The following is an 11,843-nucleotide window of genomic DNA, read 5'->3' as shown; positions in this document are numbered from 1 at the left end:
GGTGAAGTAACCATGGCAAACGATCAACCCCCGCAGCCGTCACGGCGCGGGTTTCTCAAGGCCGGCGGCGCCGCGGTCGCGGCGGGCGCGAGCCTCGGCGCGGGTCTGGCGACATCGCAGAACACGCTCGGCAAAACCCAGCCGCATGCTCTTGCCGATCCGCAGATGGCCGTCGAGCCGTTCTACGGCGTGCATCAGGGCGGCATCGTCACGCCGCAGCAGAGTCATACCTATGTCGCCGCGCTCGACCTGACCACGGAGAAGCGCGAGGACGTGATCGCACTCCTGCGCGCCTGGACCGACGCCGCCGCGCGCCTCACGCAAGGCGGCACGGCCGCGCCGTTGCCGACCGGCGATGCGGACCAGAATAAAGCCGCGCCCGATTCCGGCGACGTGCTCGGTCTCGGCCCCAACGGACTGACGATCACGTTCGGCTTCGGCCCCGGTCTCTTCACGCATGAAGGCAAGGATCGCTACGGCCTCGCCGCGCGCCGCCCCGCCGCGCTCGTCGATCTGCCGCGCTTTAACGGCGACCAGTTGATCAAGGAAAAGACCGGCGGCGACCTGTACATCCAGGCCTGTGCGAACGACGCGCAAGTGGCGTTTCACGCGGTGCGTCAATTGTCGCGCATGGCGTACGGCACGGCGGCGATGCGCTGGGGCCAGGCCGGTTTCCTGTCCGGTCCGCGCGGTCAGACGCCGCGCAATCTGATGGGCTTCAAGGACGGCACCAACAATCCGTCCACTGCCAAACCGCCGTTGATGAACCAGTTCGTGTGGGCCGGCGCGAGCGCCGACGCGCCGTGGATGGAAGGCGGCACCTACACCGTCGTGCGGCGCATCCGCATCACACTGGAGCACTGGGACAACACCGAACTGGACTTCCAGGAACAGGTGTTCGGGCGCCATAAGTACAGCGGCGCGCCGATCGGCAAGAAGAACGAGTTCGACGCCGTCGACCTGAAGGAAGAAGACAAGGACGGCAATCCGGTGATTCCGGAAAACTCGCACGTGCGTCTGTCGAATCAGGCGAGCAACAACGGCGCGCAGATTCTGCGCCGTTCGTACTCGTATAACGACGGCACGAACTTCTACATCGAGCGCTGGCCGCCATGGCGCCAGGAAACCGAGTACGACGCGGGCTTGATTTTTATCGCGCATCAAAGCGACCCGCGTACCGGCTTCATCCCGATCAACGACAGGCTCGCCAAGTTCGACATGATGAACCAGTTCACCACGCACGTCGGCAGCGCGATTTTCGCCGTGCCGCCGGGCGCGAAGCCAGGTTCGTATATCGGCGCGGGCTTGTTCGAGACGTAAAGCAGACGCAGTCGACAAAACACAGATCAAAACAACATCACAACGGACTTCTGGATCATGGCTTACAACTCGTTTGGCACGCGTCTGCGTGTCCTGGCCAATACGCTAGGCAGCGCGGTCGCCCTCACGCTGGCCGCTGTCGCGACGGTGCCGTCCGCGGCCGAGGCCGCGTCGATCACGCTGTATAACGCGCAGCACGAGCAGGTCGTCAATCTGCTCGCCAAGGACTTCGAAAAGCAGTCGGGCATCGCCGTGAAGATCCGCAACGGCGAAGGCCCGGCCATGGCCGCGCAGATCGTCGCCGAAGGCGCCGCCACGCCCGCCGACGTGTACTTCACGGAAAACTCTCCGGAACTGATGCTGCTCGAAGAGAAGGGTCTGCTGAACAAGGTGGACCCCTCGACGCTCGCCACCGTGCCGACGCGTTTCAACTCGCCGAGCGGCGCATGGGTCGCGGTGACCGCGCGTGAAAACGTGCTCGCCTACAACACGACCAAGGTCCAGCCATCGCAACTGCCGCAATCGCTGTTCGATCTCGCCAAGCAGGAATGGAAAGGCAAGATCGGCATTGCCCCGAGCGATGGCGACTTCCTGCCGCTCGTGAGCGCCGTGCTCGCGCTGAAGGGCGAAGCGCAAACGGTGCAATGGCTCAAGGGCCTGAAAGCCAACGCGCAGATTTTCGACGACGACGAAGGCGTGATCGCCGCCGTGAACCGCGGCGGTGTCGCGACCGGTCTGGTCAACAACTACTACTGGGCGCGCCTGCATGCCGAACTCGGCGACGGCAAGACCCGCAGCGCGATCTACCACTTCGGCAACGGCGACGCCGGCGCTGCGGTGAACGTGTCGGGCGCAGCGGTGCTGAAGTCCGCGCACAACACGGACGGCGCGCAGAAGTTTCTCGCGTATCTGGTGAGCGACCGCGCGCAACAGTTGATGGCGAAGAGCCACGTGATGTTCGAGTATCCGCTGCACGCAGGCGTCGCACCGGACCCGATCCTCAAGCCGTTCGCCGAACTGAGCCCGCCGCCGCTGACGATCCAGCAACTCGGCGACGATAGCCAGGCCGGCAAACTGCTGCGCCAGGCAGGCCTGCTGTAATGAGCGAAGCTTTGTCAGCCGGGCCACCGGCTGTCCCCACCGTCCCGGCGCGCGTGCGTTCGCGCGCGCCGCGCGGTCTGTTCGCGGCGGCAGCACTCAGCGCTTTGCTGGTGTTGCTGCCGATTGCGTTTACGTTCTGGCGCGCCGCGAGCTTCGGCGCCGGCGAGGCGATCGACCTGATCTTCCGGCCGCTGGTCGGCGAACTGCTGGTCAACACGTTGATGATCACCGTCTCGACCACGCTGGTGTCGGCCGTGATCGGCACGGCGGCTGCGTGGTTCGTCGAACGCACGCATTTGCCGGGGCGCCGCGCGTGGGCGGTGTTGAGCGCCGCGCCGCTCGCCATGCCGGCGTTTATCTCGAGCTATGCGTGGGTCTCGCTAAGCCAGGACTTGCAGGACTTCAACGGCGCATTGCTGGTGCTGACGTGCGCGTATTTTCCGCTCGTCTATCTGCCGGTCGCCGCCGCGTTGCGCGGCATGGATCCCGCGCTCGAAGAAAGCGCGCGCGCACTGGGCTGCAACCGCTGGACCACGTTTATTCGCGTGGTGCTGCCGCAACTGCGCCCCGCGTTGCTCGGCGGCATGCTGCTGGTCGCGCTCGGTGTATTGTCCGAGTTCGGCGCGTTTACGCTGCTGCGCTTTCGCACGTTCACCACCCAGATCTACGCGGAATTCCGCACCAGTTTCGATGGCGGCGGCGCCTCGTTGTTCGCATGTCTGCTGATCGTGATCTGCCTGATCGTGCTGGCCTTCGAGTTTCGCGTGCGCGGTGCGGCGCGTTATGAACGCGTCGATCGCGGGACACGTCGCGCGGTTTTGCGCTACGAGTTGGGCGTATGGCGCTGGGTCGTCGTCGCCGGTTTTGCGTTGCTCTCGATCGCGACGCTCGGCGTGCCGCTCGCCATGATCGGCTACTGGCTCACGCAGCCTGGCGCCGCGGCCGTCACACCGGCTGACGTCTCACCTGAATTGCTGTTCAATGCCACGGTCTCGTCACTTGGCTTCGGCCTCGCCGCGGCGTTGCTGACCACCTTGCTGGTGGTGCCGCTCGCCTTTCTGCTCGTGCGCTATCCGACGCGTTTCGCGACCTTGTTCGAACGCACCGTATTTCTCGCGCAAGGCGTGCCGGGTCTGGTGATCGCGCTGGCGATCGTGTCGCTCGCCGTGCATGCGCTGCAACCGCTCTATCAGAGCGCGACGCTGCTGGTGATCGCCTACGCCATGCTGTTCATGCCGCTTGCGCTAGTCAGTGTGCGCGCCGCCTTCATGCAGGCGCAGCCGCGCCTCGAAGAGACCGCGCGCGCACTCGGCCTGAGCTGGTCGCAGACGCTGTTCCGCGTGGTCTTGCCGCTCGCCGGGCCTGGACTCGGCGCGGCCGCGGCGATGGTGTTCATCTCGGTCGTCACCGAACTGAACGCGACGCTGCTGCTCTCCCCGCTCGATACGCAAACGCTCGCCACCCAGGTTTGGGCCGACACCTCGACGATGGCGTTCGCCGCCGCGGCGCCCTATGCCGCGTTGCTCACCGGCATCTCGCTGTTCGCCTCGGGCCTTCTGTTCGCGTTGCTCGGTAAATCGGCACTACTCGGCGAACGCAGCTAATGCGCCGCGCTTTTACCATCGGATTTTCATGAGCGAACTTCGTATCCGCGGGCTGCAAAAATCATTCGACGGCACGCCTGTCCTGCACGGCATCGATCTGTCCGTCGAGCGCGGCACGCTGCTGGCGCTGCTGGGTCCGTCGGGCAGCGGCAAGACCACCTTATTGCGTTTGCTGTGCGGTTTCGAACGCGCCGATAGCGGCAGTGTGGAAATCGACGGCCGGCGCGTGGTCGGCGACGGTCTGCATGTGCCCTCCGAACAACGGCGCATTGGCTATGTGCCGCAGGAAGGCGCGCTGTTTCCGCATCTGTCGGTGGCGGACAACATTGTGTTCGGCTTGCCGCGCGCGCAGCGGCGCGCACGGCATCGCGTGGCCGAGTTGCTGGAGCTGGTCGGCTTGCCGGCGAACTTCGGCGAACGCGCGCCGCAGCAGTTGTCGGGCGGCCAGCAGCAACGCGTCGCGCTGGCGCGCGCGCTCGCGCCCTCGCCGACACTCGTCATGCTGGACGAACCCTTCTCGTCGCTCGACGCCGCGTTGCGGCTCGAAACGCGGCAAGCCGTGGCCAGCGCGCTGGCCGCGACCGGCGCGACGGCCGTGCTGGTCACGCATGATCAATCCGAGGCGTTGTCGCTTGGGCATGAAGTGGCGGTGTTGTGGAACGGCCGGCTGATCCAGACGGCGACGCCGGAGACGCTTTATCGCCGGCCCGTGACGCGCGAGCTGGCATCGTTCGTCGGCGAGGCGGTGTTGCTGCCGGGCATGGCCACGCGGAATCGCGTGAGTTGCGAACTGGGTGAATTGCCATTGTCCGGGCCGATTGGCCAGGGCGCTGTCGACGTGATGGTGCGGCCCGAGCAAATCCGTCTGCTGCGTGCCGGAGAAACGACGCCTAACGGCGCGGCATCCTACGACGCTGTTGTCACGGAAGTGATCTTTCAAGGGCAGGACGCGGGCGTCGCGCTGCAATTGCGTTCGGACACACGGACGATGGTCCGCGCGCGGGTGCCGGGCTATCTTTGCCCGCGGCCGGGCGAGCAGGTGCGGCTCGCGGTGGATGGCGAAGTGACGGCCTACGCGCGCGCCTGAGCCTGAGCCTGCGGCCGCTGCGACAGATCCTGCATCATCTGCGCGGCCAGATAGTCGCAGGTCGGACGATCCGACTTGGCGCTGCGCGCCACCACGATTTCGAGCGGCGCGATTTTCGGCAAGCCCTGCGCCTCGCCGAGAATCGCGAACCGCGGCGGCACGCTGCAACGCGTGAGCGCAATCACCGATAAACCCGCATCCACGGTCGCCACCAGTCCCATCAGGCTCGCGCTGCTGAACGCCGCGCGATAGCGAATGCGCGCGCCGTCGAGCGCGGCCAGCGTGTGCTGGCGCGCCACGCAGCCGGGCTCATAGAGTCCCACCGGCAGCGGCGAGGCCGCCAGAACCGGCGTATCCACCGACGCCCCCACCCACACCATCGGCTCGCTGCGCACGAATTCGCCGCGCAGCTTGCGGTCGCGCGTGACGAAGGCGAGATCGATCTTGTTGTCGGCGAGCATCGGCGCGAGCGACGTGCTCTGCGCGCAGACGATCTCGATCTCCACGTGCGGATACAGATTCGAAAAGCGCCGCAACACGGGAGACAGCAGCGACGACACGTAGTCGTCCGGCGCGCCGAGCACCACGCGTCCGGTCACCTCCGGCCGCACGATCGCCGACCACGCCTCCTCATGCAACGCCAGCACACGCCGCGCGTATTCGAGCAACGTATTGCCCGGCCGCGTGAGCGATAGATTGCGTGTGTTGCGGGCGAACAGCGTCGTGCCGAGCATGGTTTCGAGCCGCTTGATCTGCATGCTGACCGCCGCCTGCGAACGATGCACGGTCGTCGACGCCTTCGTGAAACTGCCCGTTTCCACCACCGCGACGAAGGTGCGCAGCAGATCGACGTCGAATTCGGGGTGCATGATTTATCAATCCAGCTTATGGAATTGCTAAATTTAATTCGTTTGTCCGCGCCATGCAAGACGCGCAATACTCGGGACATCACCTCATCGCATCCATTCACGGAGCCGTTGCGCATGTCCCTCACCCAACGTCAACAAGGCGCCATCACGCTGGCCAGCGGCGGGCTTCTGATGGGTACGCTCGGGATCTTCGTCGAGGAAGCGCGGCTCGGCGCGCTGACGCTGGTCTTCTTTCGCTGCCTGTTCGGCTTTCTCTCGCTCGCCGCGTATTGCGCGTGGAAAGGCTTCTTCACGCGCGCGCATTTCACGCGGCGCACCGTCACGCTGGCGCTGATCACGGGCGTGCTGATGGTTACGCAGTGGGTCGGTTTCTTCGATGCGATTCATCGCACCAGCATCGCGGTGGCCACCGTGGTGTTTCATGTGCAGCCGTTCTGGGTCGTGCTGATCGGCGCGGCGTTGTTCAACGAGCGGCTCGGCGTGGACCGGCTCGGCTGGATTGCGACCGCTTTCGTCGGGCTCGTGCTCGCGTCGGGCGTCGCGGCCACGGAGAATCTGCAGGGTCATACGAGCTATCTGATCGGCATCGGCGAAGCGCTGGTGGGGTCGGTGCTGTATGCGAGCGTCACGTTGATCGCCAAAGGGCTCGGTAATCTGCGGCCGCATCTGCTGACCCTCGCGCAGTGCGCGGTCGGCGTGGTGTGCCTGCCGTTCATCGCGCCGCTGACCGCCGTGCATATCGGGCCGATGCAGTGGTTCTGGCTGGTCGGCATGGGCGTATTGCATACGGGGCTCTCGTATGTGTTGATTTACGGCGCGCTGCCCAAGCTGAGCACGCCGATCATCGCCGTGTTGCTGTTCGTGTATCCGCTGACGGCGATCGTGGTCGATGCGCTCGTGTATGGACGCGCGCTGTCGATGCCGCAACTGGCGGGCATGGTGCTGATCGTGGTGGCGAGTCTTGGAGTGAATCTGGGGTGGCCGCTGCTTTCGTTGTTGTGGCCTGGCGGACGGGTGCGGCGGCAGGTGGATTGAGAGTCCGGCGCATCCGGCCGTCAGTCGAAACATTGAACAAAACCGGGCACATGCGCCCGGTTTCTCTCAGCGGTCGTAGTGGAAGCGACAGGCGATCACGTAGATCTTTCCTTCTCGCGGCAAGTAGACGAGGCGGTCGGCAAGTGTGATACGGCGCGACCACAATCCGCTCAAACTTCCAAGCAGCGCCTCCGGTTTCCCCGTGCCACGATAAGGATCGCGCCGGCATTCCTCCAGCAGCGTATTGATCTTGCGCAAAACCTGTCGGTGGGTCTCCTGCCAATACAGGTAGTCGTCCCACGCGTCGTCGGTGAACATAAAAATGCTGTCAGCCTTTGCGGCCTCCTCGTTGCGGCTTTTCTGTTTGTTCATCGTTCAGCAGTTCGCGAGCAGTCGCACTGCCGGCATTCAACTGGGCGATAGACCTGGCGAGCCGCTGGGCATTCTTCGACGAACTCAACAGATACAGGGTTTCCTGCATCGCATTGAAATCCTCGAGTGAAACCATGACCACGTTTTCGCCGGTCTGCCTCGTGATCAGCATGGGTGTGTGATCGCGGCAGACGTCGTCCATCGCTTGCTTAAAGCCGGCACGCGCCTCGCTGTAAGTAAGGACGTTCATTCGTTTCTCGACCTGAGAGGTTGCCCTCCAGTCGCTCCTGTCAAAAGTTAGGGACGATTCCACCGCCGAACGGATGGCCGCACTGCGGGACCGCGGGGTGAGCCGATGGCACGGAGCGGAAACGCCTCGAAGCCATCGGCAATCATTGTACGGAGTTCTGTACAAATCAGCAAACTCGGAACAGCGGAAAAATACGTCGTCTAACGGATGAAAAGGATGCCCGTTCGTCACCCCACCCGCCACTCAGCCAAACGGCCAACCTCACTGCGGCAACACCTCGCCCTTCGTCTCCGGCGCAAACGGAATCACGAACAGCCCGACGATAAACGCGATCGCCGTCAACGCCACCGGCACCCCGAGCGTGTGCATATGCAGCACCGCTGCGCCGAGCAGAAAGTTGACGCCCGCGCCGACGAACCGTCCGAACGACGTGCAGAACGCGAACGCCGTCGCCCGCACGCGGGTTTCGAACTGCTCCGGCAGCCACAAGCTGAACAGCGCGAAATTGCCGCCGAAGAAACCCAGCACGAAAAGCCACGCAATAAACGGCGCAAGCCCATTAGGCAAGTAAAACGCCCAGCCGAAACTGCCGACGATCGCCACGGCCATCCCGACAAAGTAAATCGCCAGCGTCTTCTTGCGGCCGATGCGCTCGGCAAGCGGCGGTAACGCGAGACAACCGAGGATCGTCGCGATCGACAACAACCCCGTGGCCAGCGAAGCGGTTTTGATCGCATCGTTCTTCGCCATGCCGGCTTTGGTCGCCAGTTGGATCACGGCGGACGGCTCGTACACCGCGCCCGCCCACAACCCGATGATGGCGATGGTCAGCAGAATGCACGCGACCCAGGTGCGGCGTCGATAAGCCGGTCCCATGATCTCGCGCAGCGGCTTGGTGCGCACGGTGCGCGCCTCGGCCTTCTCCCATTTCTCCGACTCCTTCACCCGCAGCAGGATCAGGATCGCGACCACCACCGGCACCGCGCCGGTCAGGAACATCGCGCGCCAGCCGTAATGCACGCCGACCGTGTAATTCAACGCCGCGGCGAGGAAGAACCCGGCGTAGTAGCCGGTTTGCAGATAACCGGCGCCCATCTTGCGGCGATCCTCCGGCCACGCTTCGGCCACATAGGTCCCGGCCAGCGCCCACTCGCCGCCAATGCCGACGCCCGCAATGAAGCGATAGATACCGAGTTCCCACACGTTATGCGAGGTCGCCGCGAGTCCCGTGAAAATGGCGAACGTAAAAATTGTGCCGGCCAATACCTTGGTGCGGCCGTAGCGGTCGGCGAGCGGCCCCCAGATGAACGACAGCCCCCACCCGACCAGGAACAGCGCAAACAGGATCGAGCCGGCCAGACCGACGTTCGCCGGCGTCGCCGCATAACCCGAGCGTGGCAGCAGTTCGGTCAGGGCCGGCGTCAACACGAGCGCGTAGATGAACGAGTCCATCCCGTCGAGCGTCCAGCCGGCCCACGCTCCCCAAAAACCTGCGATCTGCGAACGATTGAGCGGCGTGCGGCGCCGCGTGACCGACGTGCGGTCGGTGAGTGAATTCATCATGCTCCTCCGGTCCAACAGTTGGCGTACGTAACAGGAACGACGAGATAGCGCGTTAGTGATGAACCGGAGTGTCCTTGCACCACCGGTCAGCGGACTTCGCGGACAGAACGGGGAGTATTTTTTCCGGGTTTGTCCGCGTTTAATTCGCGTCTTTTCATATATAATATTTGATATCATGAACGACGCAATAGATGGTTTTCCCCTGGACGCCCCGGCGCGCACCCCGCTTTTACCCGCGGCGGCGCCGCGTGAAAGCACGTCCCGCGTGATCGCGGAGGCGTTGCGAGCGGCGATTGTCGACGGCACGCTGGCGCCCGGCGCGCCGCTGCGGCAGGACGCGATCGCGCGGCATTTTTCAGTCAGCGCAATTCCCGTGCGCGAAGCGCTGCGGCAACTGGAGAGCGAAGGCTGGGCCAAAGCCGCCGTGCATAAGGGCGCCACCGTCGCGCCCTTGTCGGCGGAAGAAGCGCGCGAAATCTACGAGATCCGTTCCGCGCTGGAGAGTCTCGCCATTGGCCTGGCCATACCCAGGCACACGGCCGCCACGTTGCGCGAGTCTGCCAGCCTGTGCCGCGCCGCCGAACGCGAGTCGAACCCGTCGCTGTATGTCGAGCGCAATGTCGCGTTTCACATGAGCCTGTACGCGCCCGCCGGTCGGCCGCAACTCGAGGACATGATCGGCACGCTGCACCGGCGCGGGGAGAGATATCTGCGTCTGAAATTCGGCTTGCCGTCGTACAAGGGCGAGTCCGACAATGAACACTCCGCGCTGCTCGACGCCGTGCAACGCCACGACATTCCCGCCGCACAGAAACTGGTCGTCGCGCATCTGCTGGGCACGGGCGAACTGCTTTATCGTTTCCTCACCGAACGCGCGCAGGCCGAAGCCGCGCTTGCGAATCAACCCAAGCCGCGCGGCAGACGCCCGCGCGCCACCACCGGGACCTGACTAAGCCGATGAACCGACCCGCCGAAGCCGCCGCGTCCGCAGTATCGACACCCACCGCCGCCCGTTCGTGGACCACGCGTCGCGACGAAAAGAACCGCCGCCTCGCCGCCATTGCCCCGTGGCTCAAAGATGGCGTGCTGCCGCCGGAGCGCATTGTCGACGCGCTCGAAACGCTGATTCAGCCGGGCGATCGCGTCGCTCTCGAAGGCGACAACCAGAAGCAGGCCGATTTCCTCTCCCGCTCGTTCGCCAACGTCGATCCGCAGAAGATTCACGACGTGCATCTGCTGATTTCGAGTATCGGCCGACCCGAGCATCTGACGCTGTTCGAGCGCGGCATCGCGCACAAGGTCGACTTTTCGTTTGCCGGCCCGCAGAGCCTGCGGGTCGCGCAACTGCTCGAAGACGGCCAGTTGGAAATCGGTGCGATCTATACCTACGTCGAGTTGTACGCGCGCATGTTCGTGGATCTGACGCCGCACGTCGCGCTGCTGTGCGCGGAAAAGGCGGACCGTCACGGCAATCTGTACACCGGCGCGAATACCGAAGACACGCCCACCATCGCCGAGGCCGCCGCGTTTCGTCATGGCATCGTGATCGTGCAGGTCAACGAGATCGTCGACGAACTGCCGCGCGTCGACATTCCGGGTTCATGGGTCGACGTGGTCGTGCAGGCGGACCGGCCGTTCGCCGTCGAGCCGCTATTCACCCGCGATCCGCGCCACATCGGCGACCTGCAGGTGTTGACCGCGATGATGGTGATTCGCGGCATCTACGAGCCCTATGGCGTGACATCGCTGAATCACGGCATTGGCTTCGATACGGCCGCGATCGAATTGCTGCTGCCCACGTACGGCGAGTCGCTCGGCCTGAAGGGCAAGATCTGCCGCAACTGGACGCTCAATCCGCATCCCACCATGATTCCGGCGATCGAATCGGGCTGGGTCGACAGCATCCATTGTTTCGGCAGCGAAGTCGGCATGGAGGCGTATATCGAGGCGCGTCCGGACGTGTTCTTCACCGGCAACGACGGCAGCCTGCGCTCGAACCGCGTGCTGTGCCAGCTGGCCGGGCAATACGGCGTCGATCTGTTCATCGGCTCGACTTTGCAGATCGATGCCGACGCGAATTCGTCGACGGTCACGCGCGGGCGCCTTGCCGGGTTCGGCGGCGCGCCGAACATGGGCCACGATCCGCGCGGCCGGCGTCATTCGAGCGAAGCGTGGCTCAAGCTGCTGCGCGACGAGGGCCCGGTGTCGCGTGGCCACAAGCTGGTCGTGCAGATGGCCGAGACCTACAAGAAAGGCGGCGAGCCGACCTTCGTCGATGAACTCGACGCCGTCGCGGTCGGCGCGAAAAGCGGCATGCCGGTTGCGCCCGTGATGATCTACGGCGACGACGTCAGCCATGTGGTCACCGAGGAAGGCATCGCGCATCTGCACAAGGCCGAGGGCATCGACGAACGGCGCGCGGCGATCGCCGCCGTGGCCGGCGTGACGCCGATCGGTCTGCGTGCGAAGCCGGAAAAAACGGCGGAGCTGCGCCGGCGCGGTATCGTCGCGTATCCCGAGGATCTCGGTATCCGGCGCGGCGAGGCCAAGCGCTCGCTGCTGGCGGCACGCAGCATCGACGATCTGGTGACGTGGTCGGGCGGCCTGTACGAACCGCCGGCACGCTTCAGGAGCTGGTGAGC

Annotated in this window: 11 protein-coding genes; 7 read left to right on the top strand and 4 right to left on the bottom strand. The window is 64.7% G+C overall.

The features are described 5' to 3' along the window. Positions 1-12 precede the first annotated feature (12 nt). Genes efeB through B0G73_RS10775 form a run of 4 tightly spaced genes read left to right on the top strand, consistent with a single transcriptional unit; the run spans position 13 to position 5,112 of the window. A complete protein-coding gene (gene efeB, locus B0G73_RS10790; protein ID WP_106280522.1) occupies positions 13-1,320 on the top strand; it encodes an iron uptake transporter deferrochelatase/peroxidase subunit in 1,308 nt (435 codons plus the stop codon). A gap of 57 nt (positions 1,321-1,377) precedes the next feature. Beyond that, the gene (locus B0G73_RS10785; protein ID WP_106280521.1) at positions 1,378-2,421 is read left to right on the top strand and encodes an iron ABC transporter substrate-binding protein; all 1,044 of its coding nucleotides are present in this window, start codon (positions 1,378-1,380) and stop codon (positions 2,419-2,421) included. Then, entirely contained in the window at positions 2,421-4,025 is a 1,605-nt protein-coding gene (locus B0G73_RS10780; RefSeq protein WP_106280519.1) for an iron ABC transporter permease, read from the top strand. Before B0G73_RS10785 ends, B0G73_RS10780 begins: the two co-directional genes overlap by 1 nt. A 28-nt stretch (positions 4,026-4,053) precedes the next feature. Continuing rightward, on the top strand, positions 4,054-5,112 hold the full coding sequence (locus tag B0G73_RS10775; protein WP_106280517.1) for an ABC transporter ATP-binding protein: 1,059 nt from the start codon (positions 4,054-4,056) through the stop codon (positions 5,110-5,112). Here the strand turns inward: B0G73_RS10775 and B0G73_RS10770 are convergent. Further along, positions 5,097-5,981 (bottom strand): LysR substrate-binding domain-containing protein, encoded by an 885-nt coding sequence (locus B0G73_RS10770; protein ID WP_106280515.1) that lies wholly within the window; start codon positions 5,979-5,981, stop codon positions 5,097-5,099. The genes B0G73_RS10775 and B0G73_RS10770 overlap by 16 nt on opposite strands. 114 nt (positions 5,982-6,095) lie before the next feature. Here B0G73_RS10770 and B0G73_RS10765 point away from each other — a divergent pair, with 114 nt between their 5' ends. Beyond that, the gene (locus B0G73_RS10765; protein WP_106280513.1) at positions 6,096-7,016 is read left to right on the top strand and encodes a DMT family transporter; all 921 of its coding nucleotides are present in this window, start codon (positions 6,096-6,098) and stop codon (positions 7,014-7,016) included. Between the two features lie 66 nt (positions 7,017-7,082). Here B0G73_RS10765 and B0G73_RS10760 read toward each other — a convergent pair whose 3' ends face one another. From B0G73_RS10760 to B0G73_RS10750, 3 genes are all read right to left on the bottom strand, one after another. After that, positions 7,083-7,388 (bottom strand): Txe/YoeB family addiction module toxin, encoded by a 306-nt coding sequence (locus tag B0G73_RS10760; protein ID WP_374957002.1) that lies wholly within the window; start codon positions 7,386-7,388, stop codon positions 7,083-7,085. Next, complete coding sequence (locus B0G73_RS10755; RefSeq protein WP_106280509.1) at positions 7,345-7,638, bottom strand: type II toxin-antitoxin system Phd/YefM family antitoxin; 294 nt, start codon at positions 7,636-7,638, stop codon at positions 7,345-7,347. Before B0G73_RS10755 ends, B0G73_RS10760 begins: the two co-directional genes overlap by 44 nt. Positions 7,639-7,899: 261 nt before the next feature. Next, positions 7,900-9,198, bottom strand: coding sequence for an MFS transporter (locus B0G73_RS10750; protein WP_181196531.1), 1,299 nt, complete (start codon positions 9,196-9,198; stop codon positions 7,900-7,902). A 178-nt stretch (positions 9,199-9,376) separates the two neighbouring features. On the opposite strand from B0G73_RS10750, the gene B0G73_RS10745 reads away from it, so the two are divergent. Further along, the gene (locus B0G73_RS10745; RefSeq protein ID WP_106280504.1) at positions 9,377-10,150 is read left to right on the top strand and encodes a GntR family transcriptional regulator; all 774 of its coding nucleotides are present in this window, start codon (positions 9,377-9,379) and stop codon (positions 10,148-10,150) included. Positions 10,151-10,158: 8 nt separating this feature from the next. Beyond that, positions 10,159-11,841 carry a malonate decarboxylase subunit alpha gene (gene mdcA, locus B0G73_RS10740; protein WP_106280502.1) on the top strand — a complete coding sequence of 561 codons (1,683 nt, stop codon included), beginning with the start codon at positions 10,159-10,161 and terminating at the stop codon, positions 11,839-11,841. Positions 11,842-11,843: the final 2 nt, after the last annotated feature.

Source organism: Paraburkholderia sp. BL25I1N1 (assembly GCF_003002025.1).
GTDB lineage: Bacteria > Pseudomonadota > Gammaproteobacteria > Burkholderiales > Burkholderiaceae > Paraburkholderia.
The sequence above is the reverse complement of the archived record's forward strand: the minus strand, read 5'-3'. Positions and strand labels throughout refer to the sequence as shown.